Below are 19122 nucleotides of genomic sequence, written 5' to 3'. Positions count from 1 at the left end.
GTAGTGGAACATAAATTAAACCTTAAGTTAGTTAAAGGTCCAATACATTCTTTAGAAAAAGCTAAGTCTAAAATTCCCGTAAATCAAAGTATTGATGGAATTGCGGCTGGAATTGCTTTTACAGGTGTACTTGCAGAGAGTAGTTCGTTGCTTACCAGCGCTCCTATACTAGTAATGGCAGGTAAAGCTAAAGATGGCATCACCTTTACGGGGGAAATAGAGAAACATTCTTTACTAGGGCAATTTACGACGGTTCGTTTTAAAGAAAATGATGAACTGATAGCTGTAATTAGTGACAGCCCTGTAGATGGTCACTATCAAGTTTATGCAATCCTCGACCCTAAGTCTGGCTTATTATATATGATTTATGAAATGGGGCGATCAGTAAAAAAAGGCTATAAAGCTATTTTTATGCAGACCTATTATTTTGCTCTAATTTGGTGGGGTGGGCTTTCTATAATTCTTTTAGTCCTTTATATATTGGATGCTAATTACTCATGGGGTTCCTTTTTTGATTTGATATCTTGGGTTCTCCTATTTTTAATTCTAGCTTTTTTATTTATGGGTTTTATTAAATATTTTTCTTATCGGAAATCATACGAGAATTTTGGTAATTTGTCTGAACAAATATTTGAAAGAATAGGTTTTAAAAACTCTAGAGAACAAGATTTTTATAATGACTATTTAATTAATGATGGTATTAATATCAGTGTAATGGAATATAGAAAAAATTTAAAAGGAAAAGACCCTTATCCAGAAGATTATTTTGATAAGAAAAATTTTTGAAGAAAAAGGTTATTTAATGAAGCTTAGATTGTTTGTCATTACCCTAATATTAGTTACGTCTGCATGCAGTCAACAGAAAGAAGAATACACTCAAAGGACTTTAACCAAAGACTACAGAAAAGTTTCCGATTATAAGTCGAAGGAAGATTTGGAGAGTGTGGCGAATGCGAATAATCCTGAAGCATTATTTGTTTTGGGTTCTATGTATGCAAGAGGCGAGGGTGTTGAATTCAGTCAGAAGAAGGCATTCGAACTATTCGAAAAATCTGCAAAGCTCGGTTCTTCTAATGCCATGTTGCAATTAGGATTAATTTATCGGAATGGTAATGGTTTAATAAAAAAAGATGATTCAAAAGCCTTAAAGTGGTTTGAACAGGGAGCTAAGAAAGGTAATCCTTCAGCTATACATAATTTAGGCGTTTCATATTATAAAGGATTAGGTGTAACAGAAGATAAAACGAAAGCTTTTAAGTATTTTAGTCAATCTGCAGAATTGGGCTTATTACAATCACAGATAATAGTTGCTGGTCTTTTATACAATGGTGAAGGTGTAACTAAAGACCACAAAAAGGCTTTTGAGTGGGCATTAAAGGCAGCCAATCAGGGGGATGTTGAGTCGCAAAACAATATCGGTTTAGCTTATGAAAATGGAGATGGGGTTGCAAAAGACCCAGTGCTTGCCAAAGAATGGTTTGAAAAAGCAGCTAATAATGGTTTTGTATTAGGGCAATATAACCTTGCTCTTAAGTATCTTGATGGTAATGGTGTAGAGCAGAATTTTTCAAAATCAATTGAGTATGCAGAAAAAGCAGCTAATGCGCAGAATAAAGAAGCCATACAATTGTTGGTTGATATCTATTCAAATGACAGAAACCCTGAATACAATCCTGAAAAAGCTAATTATTGGAAGTCTAAAATATAAATTTAGATTTAAATAAAAGGCTCTTTTGAATAGAAGAGCCTTTCCAAACTTAAAAAATCGCAATATTCTTTAAAAATATAAATCCAAATAATTTAATTTTTTTGATATCGAATATGGTTTTGAGTTATCCAAGAGCTTGACCCTAAAGGAAGATGGTTATTCATAAATCTAGGGGGGTATTGGTTCTACTGTTCTCACTAAGTGAAATGAAAAATATACTAAATAGACCGATTAGTCTTGACAATTTTATTTTTATTAATTTTGAGTTTCCACTTTCATAAATTTGAAATGTATCTTTTACAATCATTTAATTTGTTTATCTTTTAAATCAACTAAAATCTTTTTAAGAAAATGTTTCGTAAATCTTAACTAAGTGATATTTATGATAATTTTTAGTTTAGTTTTAATTTTTATTTAATTGTTGAAATTCAACAACTTATTTTTAATTACAAAAAATAACAATATTATGTTTTTATAAGAATAACTTTATTAAGCTATATTTTATAAGCATCTTAACTATTTACTTTTAGTTTAAGTTGATATGATTTTTATATAAAATATGTTTGTTTATATGATAAACTGTGCCTAAATTTTTTGAATATAAGGTTTTTAGACTGATTTTTTAATGTTTTAAGAATATTAACTTTTCGGTAAAGCCTTGAATAAATAAGAAAACAGAGGAATGAAAGTTGTGTTGAAACGAAGTATTTTGATACTTTTTCTGACTGGAAACATTATCGGTCTATCATATGCTCAAGCAGCAGAACTAGAGCCTGTAAAACTTAAAAAAAGTTGTATTAAGAAGAACCCTCTAGCAGAAGGTCAAAATGATCCTGAGCTATTGAATATTTTTAAACAAGTTTGTGATAGCGATAATGCAACTCAAAAAAATGATTTATTAGCTAAAGCTGCTATGCGGTTTTATCAAACCAATCAACCAGTTAAAGCATTGAATTTAGCAAGTCAATTGCAAAGTCAAAATATACGCGGTTCATTAATAACAGATGTCTTGTTTTTATCCGGTGTGAGCATTGCAAATAACTCTTTACAGCAAATGCGTACTCAGGAACTGAGATATTTAAGCAATGATGTGACTTATCCTCCTGCAAAGCAGTTAATTGAAAATATTCATACTGCCATGCCTGCCCCGGACCCATCGAGCTTTAAAGCTAGTTCAGAAAGTAGCTCAGATGATAACGAAAAAAGAAGTTATAAAAAACAGTATGTAACGCGTAATAAAGCGAGTACTTCTAGAACGTCAAATAAACGAGTATCAAGCCCAGCAAAGACGACTACAGTAAAACCTAAGGCTGCACCTGCAGCCACTGTTAATAAATCAAAAAGTTCGCCTTTTGACCCTTTAATTAAATAATCCGGAATAGAATCTTATGGCTAAGAGAGAGAGCGTACAAAAGAAGCTTCAGCGAATTCGACCTCCACGTGTTCAGCTTACATATGATGTCGAAATTGGTGATGCAAAAGAAGCGAAAGAACTACCATTCGTTGTGGGTGTGATGGGTGATTTTTCGGCTGCATCTGAGCTTGAGCGTACAAAATTAAAAGATAAAAAATTCATTAATGTTGATTTAGATAATATTGATGAAGTTATGGAGTCATTATCTCCAAGAGCTGCTTTTCAGGTAGATAATACGTTGACAGAAGAGGGCGGTAAGATCGCTGTTGATTTAACATTTAAGTCAATGGAAGATTTTCGTCCAGAAAATGTAGTTCAACAGGTTGATCCATTAAAGAAACTTGTGGAAGCTCGTGAGCGTTTAACTGACTTAAGAAACAAAATTTCTAACAGTGAACGTTTAGAAGACTTACTTGATGAAGTTCTTAAAAATACAGATCAGATTCGTAAATTAAGTGCGGAGGCTGATCATGAATAATACTCAATCTGCAGCAATGCCTCTTGTTGAAAATGAACAGGTTAATCTCTTAGACTCGATTGTTGAAGAAAGCCGTATTGCCCGAAATGAAGAAGAACATTCACGTGCAAAAAGCTTAATCGGTGAGCTTGCTAAAGAAGTAATGGCAGGAACAATTACCGTTTCTGAAAATATGACTTTATCAATTGATAAGCGTATTGCAGAAATTGATGCGCTGATTTCAAGTCAATTAAGTCAGATCATGCACAATGAACAATTCCAAAAAATTGAGTCAACTTGGCGTGGTCTCTATTATTTCTGTCAAGAGACACCATCTAACCCTCTTATTAAAATTCGTATGTTAAATACGACTAAGAAAGAGTTGGTAAAAGATTTCCAGGGCGCTACAGACTTCGATCAAAGCACCTTATTCAAAAAAATCTATGAGGAAGAATACGGATCTTTTGGTGGTGCACCATATTCAGCGCTCATTGGTGATTTTGAATTTGACCGTACGCCTTCTGATATGTATTTGCTTGAGCAAATCTCTCATGTTGCTGCAGCTGCTCATGCGCCATTTATTTCGGCCGCTAGCCCAAGCATTCTTGGTCTAGAGTCATTTACTGATATTGACCGTCCTAGAGATGTTTCAAAAATCTTTGAAACAGCTGAATATGTTCAATGGCGTTCATTCCGTGATAGTGAAGATGCTCGTTATGTTGCTTTAACATTGCCACATGTGCTTGGTCGTCTTCCTTATCATCCAAAGGAAGGAACAGCTACTGAAGGCTTCAACTTTGCTGAAGATGTTTCAGGCGCAAACCACAATGAATATTTGTGGATGAATGCTGCTTATGCTTTCGGTACTCGTTTAACAAATGCATTTGATATGCATGGTTGGTGTGCTGCAATTCGTGGTGTTGAAGGTGGTGGTTTAGTCGAGGGCTTGCCTGTACACACTTTTAAAACACAAGATGGTGAAGTGGTATTTAAATGCCCAACAGAAATTGCAATCACTGACCGCCGTGAAAAAGAATTAAGCGATTTAGGCTTTATTCCTTTAGTTCACTGTAAAAACACTGATTACGCTGCTTTCTTTGGCGCGCAATCAACTCAAAAACCTAAAAAATATGACAATGATACAGCAAATGCTAACTCTGCTTTATCGAGTCAAATTCAGTACATCATGGCCGTTTCACGCATTGCTCATTATTTAAAAGCAATGATGAGAGATAAAGTGGGTAGCTTTGCTTCTGCTGGAAATGTTGAAGCATTCTTAAATGAGTGGTTGTCACAGTATGTATTACTTGATGATGGTGCTTCTCAAGAAGCAAAAGCTCAATACCCTCTACGTGAAGCGTCTGTAAAAGTTGTAGAAGATCCTGCTCAACCAGGTCACTACAAATCTGTGGTTTTCTTGCGACCACACTTCCAGCTGGACGAGTTGTCAGTTTCTTTACGACTTGTCACTGAGTTACCTCAGTCCTCAAATTAATAAAGGTCAGCGAAAGAATAACTTTAAATTACAAATAGGAAAGTTCTAAATGAAAGATATATACGTTGAGTTTCGCGGTAAATACAAAGTTGATGGAGAGTCTCGTGACTCTGAGCACAAAGGCTGGTTAGAAGTTAACTCTTGGTCTCATAACATTCGTCAACCTAAATCTGCTACTTCAAGTAGTGTTGGTGGTCATACTGCTGAACGTGTTGAACATTCAGATATGGTTTTTGTTAAAGATCTAGATGCAACTAGCCCGAAATTATGGGAAGCATGTTCAGCTGGTTATACATTTGATGAAGTGCAAATCGACTTCTACCGTGCAAATGGTGATAAGCGCATCAAGTACTTACAAATCAAATTGAAGCATGTTCTAGTTTCTAGTGTAACTCCAACAGTTAATGAAGAAGGTGTTCCAACAGAAGCGTTTGGTTTGAAATACGCAGCTGTTGAATGGACTTACAATCAACAAGATATTAACGGTACTGCTAAAGGTGCTGTTACTAAGAAATGGTCACTTTCTAACAATACTGCTTCTTACGCAGCGTAATTGTTTAAGTGAATATTTGGTGGAGGCTGACTTAAAGTTAGCCTCTGCTGTCTTTAAGCATGCTTGTTGTGAACTCGAATGAATTTAGATCGGCTTTATCCATATGGATTTCGTTCAACTTTGTTTGACCGCTTAATTCCTGAAAGTGAAGATTATGCAAAAGGTCTTTCTATTCAGCAATTAAGAGAATCGGTAGCAAAAGATTTAGAAGACTTACTTAACAGTCGAGTCGCTAAATTGGATCATGTAGTTGATGATTACCCGCTAGTTAAAAAATCTATACTTCAGTTCGGTATTATTGATTTTGTGGGGCTATCTACAGCCAATCCGCTAGATCGTGACAAGATTTGCCAATCTATTGAACAGTCAATTGCAGCTCATGAACCTCGGTTAAGACAAATACGGGTAGAGATGTTGTTGGATGGGCACAATATGGGGGCATTGTGTTTAAGCATTCAGGCGTATCTAAATATTCATCCACTGTATGAACCTGTCGTTTTTGATGCATTGTTAAAACCGACAACGCAGCAATATGTAATTTCAGCGAGAACCTAGGCATAGTGGGTGTGTTGTGATAGAAGAGCTTTTACCTTTTTACGAAAAACAACTACAGGAATTTGGTCAGCAATCTCGTGAATTTGCTCAAAAATATCCGAAAATTGCTCAGCGTTTATCTTTAAATCAAGAGCAGATTGATGACCCGCATATCGAACGTCTTATACAAGCATTTTCATTAATTTCTGCTCGTATTGATAAGAAGCTTGCTGATAGTTATGACGTATTTACCCGTTCTTTATTTGAGGTGATGTTCCCTCAATACTTACGTCACTTTCCGGCTTGTTCAGTAATAAGTTTTGAAGATATAAATAAAATAAAACAGCTCACAGAAGCGCATATTGTTCCTGCTCACACAGTTTTGAAGTCACGTAGCTTTAAAGGGGTTCAGTGTGAGTTTAATACTACGCAAGAAGTCAAATTACTCCCTATAAATTTACAAACGCTAGAGTTTAAAAGCACACCTAGTGCACACATGCATTTAAGCCAAAATGCGACTTTAACTTTTAAGTTTGAAATTTTTAATCATGCTCATGTATGTTTAATAAATGAAAAACTACCTATTTATTTAGATGCAATTTCTAATTTTCCACTTCAAGTACTAGACAGTATTTTTAAGAAGGGAACAACTTTTGCCATTAAAATAGGACAGAAAATTGTTGAACTGGATAAAAATCCATTTGAGTTAACAGGTTTTTCTGAGCAAGAAAGTCTATTGCCACTCGATCAGCATACTCATCATGCTTATCGTTTGCTGATGGAGTATTTTTGTTTTCCTGAAAAATTTAATTATCTAAAACTTGATTTAGGTTTTTTAAAGCGCTTATCTCTAGAAGATAGTAATTTTGAGCTGCTTATACATTTTAAATTAAATTTAAATGATCAAGCTGTAGTGCGAAATTATTCGGAATTAAATGTCGCTAATTTTAAATTGTTTACTACACCAGTTATTAATTTATTTGAAAAATACGCTGAACCACAAAAAATTGCACATAAGCAATTAGAATATCCGCTGATTACAGATGCTCATCATCCTGAGTTTTATCAGGTGTATTCAATTACTGAAATGAATATGGTTCGTGAAAAAACGAGTCAAGAAGAAAGCTATGTTCCGGTGTTGCCTTTTTTTGCCATGAGTCATTATCATGCTGATACGGCGCGTTTTTTCTATGCAGTGAACTATCAAAAGCTGCAGCCCAATTTTGTCGAAATGGGTTATTCAATTATTTCTAAAAATTTAAATCCTTCGTCAACACGTTCGGATTTTATTAGCACAAAACTATTATGCTCAAATCGTGACTTACCGCATGAAGCATTAGGGCAATCTAATAATATATTAAACCTTAATGATAGTAGTCTGGCTCGCCGAGCTATTGTTTTAAAAAGACCTACAAAACCTTATCAATTTGGTCAAAGCCAGAGTGAGCAGTGGCGTGTTATTTCACACCTTTCATTAAATAGTTTAGCGTTAATGAAAGGTGATGCGGTATCTCATATTAAAGAATTACTTGCTTTATATAACTTACCTTTATCAAAAGAAAATTATCTAATTATTGAATCAATCAAACATCTTGAATTTTCACTTACTCACAAACTTGTAGATGGAAAGCCATTCCCAATGTTTGTAAGAGGAGTAAAGGCAGAGTTACAAATTGATTCATCCGTATTTAGAGGTCATAGCCTATACATTTTTAGTCAGTTATTAAGTCGTGTTTTTAATTTAAAGGTTCAAATTAATAGTTTTGTTGATTTGGTTGTTAAGGATTATTCATCTCAGCAGGAGTTATACCAATGCAGTCAGAACGTTGGTGGCAAGACTCTTCTGTAACAGCTGAGCTCTTTACAAAGCCAAAGTCTTTTGAGTTTATCCAAGCAACACGGCTATTAAGAAACGATTCAAGTCGTACAGTTAGTTCATCTTGGAGTGATCATTTTAAGTTTGAGACATCCTTTAATTTAAATTTTCCTGCTTCAGAGATTGAAAATTTAGAATTAACGGACGAGCGGATCTATATCACTAATTTAATTGTTGGTCTTACGGGCATACAAGGTGCTTTACCTTATACGTATACGAATAAGATTAAGCAAGCTCCGCGTCAGCAACGAACTGAAACTAAAGAGTTTCTAAGTTTATTTAATCATAAGCTTACCGCTCAATATGTAGATTCTAGTATTACTTATAATCTGCCGATTAGATATGAGATAGAACATAAAAATGACTATTTAGATATTCTGCATGCTTTGAATGGTTATGTGCGTTCGCAGCATCAACAAGCTGATCTTGATGAATATTTTGCAGAATTCTCAGGATTAATGCAGGGGCAAAATAATACAGTTCATGCATTAAAAACGATGCTGTCATGTATTTTTAAACATGAAATTACGATTAAAGAATTTGTACAAGAATCCTTTAAGTTAGCGAGTGATCAGTTAACAACTTTAGGTGGAAGTCAGCCGAGTCTACTTGGTGTTAATACTTTTTGTGGGGAAACCATTCAGCAGATTGACGGAAAAATTGAAATTCAAATTGGACCATTAAAACGTCAGCAATATCTCAGTTTCTTACCAAATCAAGAGTTAAGCTTAAAGCTTAAAAAACTTGTAGAAACGTGGTGTAGTCCAACTTTATCAATAGATTTACGGCTTATCTTGGATGAATCAGAAATACAACCTATTTGTCTCACTCATAAGAATCAGAGTGGGTTAGGCCAGGGTTCTTTTCTCATATCACGACAACCCAAAGTACATAGTCATGAAACTTGCTATAGCCTTATTGGAGAGACAATATGATTAAAAAAATATTACTCTCATTCATTGCTATTTTTTCAGTAGTTAGTGGAATTATTATTTTCTACTGGCGTGATGTTCAATATAATCCTGATAAAGGAGATTTTTTCCTTTATTTCTTAGTTTTACCAGCAATAATTACATTGGTGATTTTATCGCCATGGTTAATTTATAGCGCTTATACAACGTATAAAGACAAAAAAGAGCAAGCTATAAATCAAGATAAAGATGACGTTAACTCAAAACAAACTGCGATAACTGATCAGCCATTAGAACAGCTAGATTTCAATATTTATTCTAGTTTTGCTTTACATGCTTTTGGTGAGAATGAAAGCATTATTGAGCAGCTACAAAACTTTAAAAGCCCAGAGCTGGATAATCAATTGTTAAATTCTTACGGATTACCTCTTTTATCTTACCGTATTAAAGATTTGGATGAAGAGAATCTTGAGGAAAGTGATTACTCATCGCCACGACAAGTTCGTATGATGTCATTAATAAGACAGCAACTCGAACAAAATATAGAAAATTTATATCTTCTAGCTGAGCATTTAAAGCGTTCAGCGTTATTTTATGAGTCGCAACAAGCCCGTGAATATCATATGCATCCAGCATGGGTAGATCCCGAGTCTGAATATGACGATGTAGAAATGCCGATCGTAGAAGTTTATCGCTTAAATCGCTTAAATCTACACATCCTTCTTTCGCAGGATTTATTACATATCTGGAATGATGACCACAGTAATGAATTAATTTTAGAGTTTTTTACTGAAATTGGTATTCCTGCTCAAAAAATCCATATTGAATATCATTTTTTTGGAGAGCAACTGGCTTACCAAGAGTTAATGCATTTATTAAAGGGTATTCATAAAAGAGAGCATGAGATGTTCTTTTTGGTCGTGGCCGATTCGGAAATTGATCAAGATCTAATTGATGAAAAATCTTGGATGATTAAAGATTATATTCCTGCTGAATTTGCAGCAAGCTGTTTGCTCGCAGATCCTTTAGTTAAAATTCAAGAATTAGAACCGACTAAAGCACTGAAAGTGGTAGTGGGTCAACAAGATACAGCGAAGCTTTTTAATAATTTTGAATTTAATGATTTACCTCAGCATGAAGGTGATGAGCCTTATGTACTGATATTGTCAGATCAAACCGATGTAAAAGTTTCGAAGAAATTGCAGCAACACTTTCTTCAAACGCCTGTAGAACCGCATCACTATATTTATGTGAAATCGTCATTAGGGCATACCCAACATTTAGCTGATATTTACGGCTTTATGCTGAGCATGCATTTCCCTGAACATATCATTCCTTTTGTCTTTGGAGAAAATACGGTGTCAGCACATACGTTTGTGCAGAGTATCACTGAAAACTCAGAAGATGATGCGATGGTGTTGAATAACTAATTTAAACTTTGGACTTAGAACGAGAATAGAATGCATACAATTTTAGGCTACTTGTGGCAGTACATCACGAATCCTAAAGCAATTATCGCCTTGTCATTGTTCGTGGCATTGATGTCTTCATATACTTCAATTCCTCGTCATATATTCTGGGCTTTAGCTACTGCCTATGCTTTGGGTCTCATTGTTTATGGTATCTATTGGCTTATTCAACGAAGAAAGCATGCTGCTCAAGGTGAAGAGTTAGCTGAGGCGATCGAAAAAGATAACCAAGCTGAATATGGCAAAAATAAAGATAAAGAAGAGCTTCAGCTAGTTAGCCAACAAATGAAAGAATCAATTCAACTGATTCGTAAATCTAAGTTGGGTGATAAAAAAGGCAATGCTGCATTATATGAGCTTCCTTGGTATATGGTTATTGGTAACCCAGCCGCAGGTAAAAGTTCAGCTATTTATAACTCTGGTTTAAAGTTTCCTTTTGAAGAAACGCATCAGAAAATGGTATCAGCTGGCTTAAGTGGTACTCGAAATTGTGACTGGTTCTTCTCTACAGAAGGTATTTTGCTCGATACAGCGGGTCGTTATTCTGTTTATAGCGAAGATCATTCCGAGTGGTTAGGTTTCTTAAATATTTTAAAAAAGAACCGTTCTAAAGCACCAGTTAATGGTTTGATTCTAATTGTTAGTATTGCTGAGCTAATTAGTCAAAGTCCTGAAAATTCATTAAAGCTTGCTAAAAATTTACGTGCTCGTATTCAAGATCTAACTGAACGTTTAGAAGTGGTAGTACCTGTTTATTTAGTCTTTTCAAAGATGGATTTGATTGCAGGTTTTACTGAGTTTTTTGAATTTTATGAAGCTCAAGAATATAACCAAGCTTGGGGAGCAACGCTTCCATATGAGCAAAATTCTTCTCATAACGCAGTAGATTTGTTCGAAAAACATTACACCATTCTTTACGATGGTCTAAAAGGGGTAAGTTCGACTCATTTAAGTCGTCGTCATTCGCAAAATATCTCACCAAGCGTAATGACTTTCCCATTAGAATTTAAAACACTAAAACCAGCTTTAAAAAGCTTTATTGGTACACTTTTTGAAGATAACCCATATCAATTTCAACCTGTTTTCCGTGGGTTTTACTTCACCAGTGCTTTGCAGGAAGGTGTAATTGAAAGTCCAATGACTGAACAAATTGCACAAGAATTCCAGTTGACTCAAATTGCTCAAAATGATTTAAAAGACCACTCAAAAATTACTCCTAACCATGGCTATTTCTTAAATGGTCTATTTTCAGATGTTATTTTAAAAGATAAAGATCTCGTTAAGCAGCATGTAAATACGGGCAGAAAACGTCAACGTTACATTGCATTTATTGGTGCTTTAGCGGGTGTTTCAATTATTTTGGGTGTATGGGTTTGGTCTTATCGTAATAACCAGCAATTAATTGGTGAAGTTCAAGCAGATTTAAATAAAGTCGTTCAATTAGAAAGAGCCTCTGGTCAGCAACTATCTACTCAATTAGAAGCTTTATTGATTCTTCAAAGACGTTTACAGCAGTTAGATGAGTTTGATGAAAATAGACCACTTAAGTTTAGTTTTGGTTTATATCAGGGCAATGAGCTCCGTGAAAAGTTAAAAGCTGAATATTTAAAAGGTGTTAAGCAGATTGTGTTAACACCAACACAGCAAAATATTGCTCAATATTTGCAACGTGTAAAAAATAATGAAGCAACATTAAAAGCAAACCACACGAATGTTGAGATCAAGCAAACTGCTCAATCTCAACAATATTTAGAACCTTCAGATACCAATCCTCAAGATGCTTATAATGCATTAAAAGCTTATTTAATGATGAGCAATCCGCAATATATGGATGCTAGTCATCTAAGCGATCAGGTTACGCGTTTCTGGCGTTCTTGGTTAGATGCAAATAAAGGCCAAATGCCGCGTGCAGATATGATTCAAGAAGCTGAACAGATCTTGTCGTATGCAATGACCTTAGCAAATGATAAACAATTCCCAGTTTTAGAAGCAGATTCGCAAATTGTTGATCAAACTCGTCAAGTGCTGCTCTCTGTTGTTCGAGGGATGCCAGCGCGTGATCGTGTTTATAACGAAATAAAAATGCGTGCCGCAGTACGTTTCCCAGCACTGACTGTAAGTCAGATCGTGGGTGAGGCAAATAAAAATATTGTATTGGGTAGTTATGCATTACCTGGCGTATTTACCCAAAAAGCTTGGAATGACTATGTAGAAAAAGCAATTGAGGAAGCTGCAGATAAGCCAACAGACAGTAAAGACTGGGTGTTAAATAGTCGTCAATCTGATGATTTAACTTTCTCTGGCAGTCCAGAGCAAATTAGAAAGCAGCTCACAGCGCTCTATAAGCAAGAATACATTGCGGAATGGAGAAAATTCTTAAGTGGTATTCATTATGCTAAAGCTGGCCAATTTGCTCAGCAAGTAAAAAATATTGATGTTTTAGGTGAACCGCAAAACTCTCCAATTAGAACATTAATTGAAAGAGTTGCAGTCGAAACAAATTGGGATAATCCGGTTGTTCAAGCTGAGCTTGCAGCTCCACAAAAAGGATTTATTGCATGGTTTAAACGTAAAGTTTTAAATCATGATGACAAGCAAGTTGCTAATCAAGTGGCAAACAATGCCCAAGGTGCTATTTCTCAAGAATATCAAATGTTCTACCAGCTGGTTCGCAAACGTGATGATCAACAAGGTAAGTCATTGCTTGATGAATATATGACAAATTTAGCACTCGTTCGTAGTAAGTTTAATGAGCTTAAAAATGCGGGCGAAATTGGGCCTAATGCAATGACATTAGTCAAACAGACCCTAAATGAGCAAACGTCTGTATTTAACCAAACTCAAAAAATTGTCGATGAAAAAATGGCAGTTGGTTTCAATGAAATTGATCAGCGATTACTACAAAAATTGGTAGTTAGTCCACTTACGCAAGCTTTTGAAAGTTTAATTACACCGACCCAAGACGAAATTAATAAATTATGGGTAATGCAAGCCTATCAACCATTTACAGCAAATCTTGCTAAGAAATATCCATTTAACTCATCAGCTTCTTTACAGGCAACAAGTAGTGAAATTGGTCAAATCTTGGGTGAAAACGGTAGTATTTCTCGCTTTGTAAAAGAAAGTCTTGATCCATTTGTGATTCGTCGTGGGTATACGTTAACGTCTAAAACTTGGAAAGATTTAGGCATTAGTTTAAATCCTCAATTCGTTATGAATTTCCAAAGATATGTTGCACCAGCCAATGGTATGGCAACTGGTGAGTTGAATGCTCAAGCTCCAGCTGCTCCAGCGACTAACCAATCTAACTTCCAGTTCTACCCAATTCCAAACCCACAATTGCTTTCATATACCGTTGATATTGATGGTCAGCGTATGACTTATGAAAACGGTGTTCAGCAGTGGGTTAACTTCATTTGGCCAAACCAAGGCAGTATTCCAGGTGCTCGTATTACCGCTGTAGATTTACAAGGCCAAACCCATACAATTTTTGATGAACCAGGTGAGTACGGTATTAACCGTTTAATTGATAGTGCTCAACGTAAGGAACAAAATGGCGGATTTGAAATGCTTTGGCGTAGTAAAACTGATCCATCATTATTTGTAAAAATGAATTTCCGTCTAATTAGCAGTAATTCAGGCAGTATTGGTTCAAGCCGTGGTTATGCAGGTATGCAACTGGTTGATAAAATCACTGCCGACAAAGCAGCTCGTGTAGTATCTGCTCAGCAAGCACCAGCTCAAGCTGCTCCAGCAAGAACAGAAAATCCTGTTTCTGCACTTGCTCAGCCTTCTGCGGGAGTTAAACCATGACATGGAAAATAACCTCTATGCGAAAGGAGGAGCAATAATGCAAACATTAAAAACAACTCCTTTGTATTACGGCAAAAGTCCTGCACGAGGCGACTTTTTAAAAACAAAAGGTCAGAATGCTCTAATACAGTTGCTTGATCAGTGGATTACTGAAGCATTGGAATATGCAATGCAATCAGGCAGCTTTAAAGAAGCTTATAACACGTTACCTTCACTGGATTTCTTTATTGCGAATCCGAAAGAAAATATGTTTTTAGCAGCAAATCTACTCGCAAGTGAAGATAGTTCAGGTCGATCTTTTCCAATGGTACTGAGCCATTTGTTAGAAATTGATTTACCGTATGATAATTTGTTGTATGCGCCTTATAGCTATAAACATGTACTCGTTGATTTATTTCAAAACAATCGTGCTTTAAAAGGAATTAAAGATTCAGATCTGTTACTTGGAAAATTAGGTCACTTACAAAATCAAATTCAGGTTTTAACTGAACGTGAATGTGTAGGTTTCTATGAAAATCATACGATGCACTCATTTGCTCAATTAATGAAGTTAAGTATTTATGAGTTAGCTCAAAGTATGATTGGTCTGGGATTATTACTTCAGCCAATTTTACAAAATGGAACGAGTCGGTTAAATAAAGTTTTAATTTTACCTATTAACAATCCTGCTTACAGTTATGAAATAGCAGCATTTTGGGTCAGTATTATTTGCCGTTTTTTAAAAGAACATAATACTGAGGTGCTGATAGGTTTGCTACATCGAGAGCAACCCGTATTATTCTTCGGTTTTCAAGGAGCTGATATTTTAGCCCTTAGCGATATTTTTACTCAGAATATGGATAGTAAACACTGGGTTTCTTTAATAGAAGCACAATGGATTGATACTTATTTGGAGCAGAATGCTGGTTTAGCTACGCTAGAACAATCATTATGCCAACGCCAACTAAGTTTAAATCAAGGTTTAAAACTATTTAGACAGACTTTTTTGGGTGAATAATAATGAATCAACGATATCAAACTAAACTTTCACAGCTCATAAAAGGCTGTTTTATCTATGCAATCGCTAACTATGCTTTAGCTCAGCCGATTGTTGTAGAAGGAGTCGTTCCTAACGAGGCAAGTAAACAGGCCATCTTATTAAAAATGCAATCTGTTTATGGTGCTGATCAGGTTGTCGATAAAATACAAGTGAGACCCGTAGCTGCTCCAAATGGATGGAGTGATTCCGTGACTCGAGTGATTACGCCTGATCTTAAAAAGGTTTCACAAGGCAAATTAAGCGTAAATGGTACTCGGTTTGAGTTGAGTGGAAAAATGCTGAACCCAGCAGATATTCAGCCTACAATTCAATCTTTTCAAGGATTAGTGCAGCCACCGTACCAACTGTATTCACAGTTATCAGTCAATCAGGCTGAGCAGAAAATCATTGATGATGCACTTAAAAATCGAATTATTGAATTTGAATCTGGTAGTGCGGTTTTAACTGATGCGGGTCAAAAAATTCTTGACGAGATGGCTATTGCTTTAAATAAAGTTGGCGGTAAGAAGGTGAAAATTATTGGTCACACTGATAGTTCTGGTGATGCGACTAAAAACTTAAAACTTAGCCAAGACCGCGCATTAGCAGTTAAAAACTATTTGATTAGTAAGAGTATTCCCGCCGACCATTTATCTACAGAAGGTTTAGGTTCATCTAAGCCAGTTGCAGATAACACTTCTCCAGAAGGAAGAAAGAAAAACCGTCGGATTGAGTTTACTGTTCTATAAATATAAGGAGAAGAACATGGCTAGCCCTTACATTACGATTGGATGCCCAACAACTGGTGGAGGGCAAGTCATTTCAGGAAACAGTACATTTTTAATTGATGGAATTGCAATTGCCTGTGTAGGAGATAAGGCTACTTGTCCGTTACACAAAACGGTTTCTACGATTGTATCGGGAGACCCAAATATGCTTGTCATGGGAAAATCCGCAGCACGTGTAAATGATTCATTATCATGTGGCTGTAAATTATTACCAAAACAGGGTTTAGTTAATCAAGGATAAGGATAGAGATATTTTTATATAGATATAAATATCTACTAAAACATATTAACGCTTGAAATGATGAGTAGTTTGTCTGATAAAGCTGAATTTTGTTAATATACAGGCATTATGATTTTAAGCATTAAATTATTTAAAAATATTGAGAGTAATGATGAGTAATTTAAAAATTTTAATTACAAAACTTTCTACAGTTGCACGAACTGCTTTGGAAAAATCGGCTAATGCTTGTGTTATTCAACAAAATTACGAAATTGAAATTGAGCATCTATTTTTAGAATTACTTAATCAATCTTTAGAGAATGATTTAAAAATTTTATTAAAGAAATATAAAATTTCATCTGAAGCTTTAGCTGATGATTTAAAAGAAACAATTTCTCAATTACCAAAAGGTAATACCCGAACTCCTATTTTTGCTAAATCTATTGTTCGTTTGTTTGAACAAGCTTGGTTATTAGCTTCGGCTGAACAAAATCCCGTTATTCGTAGTGGTCATTTATTAGTTGCATTATTAACTGCGCCTGATTTATATCAAATTGCAACAAGAGCTTCGAGTTTATTTGATCTTTTACCGATTGATTCAATGAAACACAAGTTTCTTGAAATTTGTGAGAAGAGTGTTGAACAACAAGATGAAACAAAAACACCACCTGATGAGGTGGATTCAACAGAGGCGACTGTAGCAAATACCAAAGTAGCTAAAACACCTGCACTTGATCAATATACGATTAATCTCACTGAAAAAGCGAAAAAAGGCGGTATAGATCCAGTTATTGGCCGTGAATATGAAATTCGCTTAATGCTCGATATTTTAATGCGTAGACGCCAAAATAATCCGATCTTAACCGGAGAGCCTGGTGTTGGTAAAACAGCTGTAGTAGAAGGTTTGGCTTTAAAAATTGCTCAAGGTTTAGTACCAAACGCCCTAAAAAATGTTCATTTGCATGTGCTGGATATGGGACTTTTACAGGCGGGTGCGAGTGTTAAAGGCGAGTTTGAAAACCGTTTAAAACAGGTTATTCAAGAAGTTCAAGCTTCTACTCATCCTATTATTTTATTTATTGATGAAGCGCATACTTTAATTGGTGCAGGTGGCCAAGCAGGGCAAAATGATGCTGCAAATCTTTTAAAACCAGCACTTGCACGGGGTGAGTTGCGCACAATTGCTGCGACTACTTGGGCAGAGTACAAACAATATTTCGAAAAAGATGCTGCATTGAGCCGACGTTTTCAGGTTGTAAAAGTAGAAGAGCCGACCGAAGAAGTTGCGGTAGATATGTTGCGTGCGATGATTCCTGTCATGCAGCAGCATTTTAAATTGCAAATTGATGATGAGGCGATCGTTACAGCAGTTCATTCTTCACATCGATATATTAGTGGACGCCAACTTCCAGATAAAGCAATTAGTGTGCTTGATACGGCTGCAGCACGTGTTGCGTTGACCCAAAATGCTCAACCTGTAAAGCTTGATCAGTTAAAGGCCCAAGAACATAACTTAAAGCTTGAACAGCAAATTTTAGAAAATGAACATCGTCAGATTCCAATTCATCATGAACGATTGGAAGCTTTAAAAGCTAATTTAGAATCTTTGCAAAAAGAGATCCAAGAAACCGAAGAGCAGTGGCAAAAAGAATTAGAACTTGTCCATAAAATTCAAGAGTTAGAAGCACAGAATCATGCTAATGAGTCTGAAGCTTTCGATCAGATTAATCTACTGCGTAAAGATCTTGCTGATATTCAAGGTCAGCAACCCTTAGTATTTGAAAGAGTAAACTCTCAAATCATTAATGAAATTATTTCTGATTGGACAGGTATTCCTGTTGGAAAAATGGTTAATGATGAAATTAAACAGATATTAACGCTTGAAGATAAATTAGGCGAGCGTGTAATGGGGCAAGATTATGCACTCACACAATTAGTTCAAGGCATTAAAACTTCAAAAGCAAAACTTGAAGATCCTAATAAGCCACAAGGTGTATTTCTTTTAGTGGGACCGAGTGGTGTAGGTAAAACTGAAACTGCATTAACTTTGGCAAATGAGTTATATGGTGGTGAGCAGCATTTAATCACTATTAATATGTCTGAATATCAAGAAGCGCATACGGTATCTTCATTGAAAGGTGCGCCTCCAGGATATGTCGGATATGGCCAAGGTGGGGTTTTAACAGAAGCTGTACGCCGTAACCCGTACAGTGTTGTGTTGCTTGATGAAATTGAAAAAGCTCATAGCGATGTTCAGGAACTGTTCTATCAAGTATTCGATAAAGGTACTTTAGAAGATGGTGAAGGACGAGTAATTGACTTTAAAAACACGACTATTTTGTTAACTTCAAATGCTGGTTCAAGTGCCATTATGCAGGCTTGCTTAAATAGACCTGTAGAAGAGTGGCCTACAGCTGAAGAGTTGATTGAGCACTTAAAACCAAGTTTATATAAACAATTTAAGCCTGCATTTTTAGGCCGAATGAGAGTTGTACCTTATTTCCCACTGCATGATGATCTACTTGTACGAATTATTAAACATAAGTTAGGCAAAATCACAGCAAGAATTGAGAAACAATACGGTACACAAGTCCAGTATTCTGAAGATTTGGTAGAGCTACTTTTAAGCCGTTGTACAGAAGTCGATAGTGGTGCGCGTAATGTTGATAATATTTTAAATTCTACGGTGTTACCTGCATTAGCTACAGAAATTTTGGTGGCTTTAGCAGAGCAAAAATTACCAAAAGTTATCATGATTGATGCTAAAGATGACGAAATTCAATATGTACTAGACCCAGTTGTAAAAGCTGCTAAAAAAAGGACTAGTAAAAAATTGAAGTCAGAAGTTTAAAATTGAATAGAGCTA

At 35.6% G+C, this 19122-nt stretch carries 15 protein-coding genes; all 15 read left to right on the top strand.

The window, feature by feature from the left end:
• The first annotated feature begins 3 nt into the window (after positions 1-3).
• The 15 genes from RMB06_RS15755 to tssH all read left to right on the top strand — a co-directional run bounded on the left by RMB06_RS15755 (position 4) and on the right by tssH (position 19107).
• Positions 4-786, top strand: coding sequence for a putative type VI secretion system effector (locus RMB06_RS15755; protein ID WP_311080271.1), 783 nt, complete (start codon positions 4-6; stop codon positions 784-786).
• A gap of 16 nt (positions 787-802) precedes the next feature.
• Positions 803-1708 (top strand): tetratricopeptide repeat protein, encoded by a 906-nt coding sequence (locus tag RMB06_RS15750; RefSeq protein WP_311080738.1) that lies wholly within the window; start codon positions 803-805, stop codon positions 1706-1708.
• 682 nt (positions 1709-2390) lie between these two features.
• Positions 2391-3080, top strand: a complete 690-nt coding sequence (locus RMB06_RS15745; RefSeq protein ID WP_032013146.1) for a hypothetical protein — start codon at positions 2391-2393, stop codon at positions 3078-3080.
• A 16-nt stretch (positions 3081-3096) separates the two neighbouring features.
• Entirely contained in the window at positions 3097-3600 is a 504-nt protein-coding gene (tssB, locus tag RMB06_RS15740) for a type VI secretion system contractile sheath small subunit (RefSeq protein WP_005041656.1), read from the top strand.
• Positions 3593-5074 carry a type VI secretion system contractile sheath large subunit gene (gene tssC, locus RMB06_RS15735; RefSeq protein WP_032003316.1) on the top strand — a complete coding sequence of 494 codons (1482 nt, stop codon included), beginning with the start codon at positions 3593-3595 and terminating at the stop codon, positions 5072-5074. Before tssB ends, tssC begins: the two co-directional genes overlap by 8 nt.
• 49 nt (positions 5075-5123) lie before the next feature.
• The gene (locus RMB06_RS15730) at positions 5124-5627 is read left to right on the top strand and encodes a type VI secretion system tube protein Hcp (RefSeq protein ID WP_000653195.1); all 504 of its coding nucleotides are present in this window, start codon (positions 5124-5126) and stop codon (positions 5625-5627) included.
• 78 nt (positions 5628-5705) lie between these two features.
• Complete coding sequence (tssE, locus tag RMB06_RS15725) at positions 5706-6182, top strand: type VI secretion system baseplate subunit TssE (protein WP_002048404.1); 477 nt, start codon at positions 5706-5708, stop codon at positions 6180-6182.
• 16 nt (positions 6183-6198) lie between these two features.
• The gene (tssF, locus tag RMB06_RS15720; RefSeq protein ID WP_311080270.1) at positions 6199-8010 is read left to right on the top strand and encodes a type VI secretion system baseplate subunit TssF; all 1812 of its coding nucleotides are present in this window, start codon (positions 6199-6201) and stop codon (positions 8008-8010) included.
• Positions 7974-8972, top strand: coding sequence for a type VI secretion system baseplate subunit TssG (gene tssG / locus RMB06_RS15715; protein ID WP_202732623.1), 999 nt, complete (start codon positions 7974-7976; stop codon positions 8970-8972). Before tssF ends, tssG begins: the two co-directional genes overlap by 37 nt.
• The gene (locus RMB06_RS15710) at positions 8969-10378 is read left to right on the top strand and encodes a hypothetical protein (protein ID WP_202732622.1); all 1410 of its coding nucleotides are present in this window, start codon (positions 8969-8971) and stop codon (positions 10376-10378) included. Before tssG ends, RMB06_RS15710 begins: the two co-directional genes overlap by 4 nt.
• A gap of 30 nt (positions 10379-10408) precedes the next feature.
• Positions 10409-14230 carry a type VI secretion system membrane subunit TssM gene (gene tssM, locus RMB06_RS15705; RefSeq protein WP_202732621.1) on the top strand — a complete coding sequence of 1274 codons (3822 nt, stop codon included), beginning with the start codon at positions 10409-10411 and terminating at the stop codon, positions 14228-14230.
• 37 nt (positions 14231-14267) lie between these two features.
• Entirely contained in the window at positions 14268-15227 is a 960-nt protein-coding gene (gene tagF / locus RMB06_RS15700; protein ID WP_014206363.1) for a type VI secretion system-associated protein TagF, read from the top strand.
• A gap of 2 nt (positions 15228-15229) precedes the next feature.
• Positions 15230-15997, top strand: coding sequence for an OmpA family protein (locus RMB06_RS15695; RefSeq protein ID WP_069037255.1), 768 nt, complete (start codon positions 15230-15232; stop codon positions 15995-15997).
• Positions 15998-16013: 16 nt separating this feature from the next.
• Entirely contained in the window at positions 16014-16277 is a 264-nt protein-coding gene (locus tag RMB06_RS15690; RefSeq protein ID WP_311080269.1) for a PAAR domain-containing protein, read from the top strand.
• Positions 16278-16425: 148 nt separating this feature from the next.
• Positions 16426-19107 (top strand): type VI secretion system ATPase TssH, encoded by a 2682-nt coding sequence (gene tssH, locus RMB06_RS15685; RefSeq protein WP_202723992.1) that lies wholly within the window; start codon positions 16426-16428, stop codon positions 19105-19107.
• Positions 19108-19122: the final 15 nt, after the last annotated feature.

The sequence above is a fragment of the Acinetobacter sp. V104_13 genome (assembly GCF_031798995.1).
GTDB lineage: Bacteria > Pseudomonadota > Gammaproteobacteria > Pseudomonadales > Moraxellaceae > Acinetobacter > Acinetobacter pittii.
This window is presented reverse-complemented; position numbering and strand designations above follow the sequence as displayed.

Excerpts from the sequence above, each read along its gene's own strand:
- RMB06_RS15750 (WP_311080738.1), top strand. The coding sequence starts at position 803 with ATGAAGCTTAGATTGTTTGTCATTACCCTAATATTAGTTACGTCTGCA.
- RMB06_RS15745 (WP_032013146.1), top strand. The coding sequence starts at position 2,391 with ATGAAAGTTGTGTTGAAACGAAGTATTTTGATACTTTTTCTGACTGGA.
- tssB (WP_005041656.1), top strand. The coding sequence starts at position 3,097 with ATGGCTAAGAGAGAGAGCGTACAAAAGAAGCTTCAGCGAATTCGACCT.
- tssC (WP_032003316.1), top strand. The coding sequence starts at position 3,593 with ATGAATAATACTCAATCTGCAGCAATGCCTCTTGTTGAAAATGAACAG.
- RMB06_RS15730 (WP_000653195.1), top strand. The coding sequence starts at position 5,124 with ATGAAAGATATATACGTTGAGTTTCGCGGTAAATACAAAGTTGATGGA.
- tssE (WP_002048404.1), top strand. The coding sequence starts at position 5,706 with ATGAATTTAGATCGGCTTTATCCATATGGATTTCGTTCAACTTTGTTT.
- tssG (WP_202732623.1), top strand. The coding sequence starts at position 7,974 with ATGCAGTCAGAACGTTGGTGGCAAGACTCTTCTGTAACAGCTGAGCTC.
- RMB06_RS15710 (WP_202732622.1), top strand. The coding sequence starts at position 8,969 with ATGATTAAAAAAATATTACTCTCATTCATTGCTATTTTTTCAGTAGTT.
- tssM (WP_202732621.1), top strand. The coding sequence starts at position 10,409 with ATGCATACAATTTTAGGCTACTTGTGGCAGTACATCACGAATCCTAAA.
- tagF (WP_014206363.1), top strand. The coding sequence starts at position 14,268 with ATGCAAACATTAAAAACAACTCCTTTGTATTACGGCAAAAGTCCTGCA.
- RMB06_RS15695 (WP_069037255.1), top strand. The coding sequence starts at position 15,230 with ATGAATCAACGATATCAAACTAAACTTTCACAGCTCATAAAAGGCTGT.
- RMB06_RS15690 (WP_311080269.1), top strand. The coding sequence starts at position 16,014 with ATGGCTAGCCCTTACATTACGATTGGATGCCCAACAACTGGTGGAGGG.
- tssH (WP_202723992.1), top strand. The coding sequence starts at position 16,426 with ATGATGAGTAATTTAAAAATTTTAATTACAAAACTTTCTACAGTTGCA.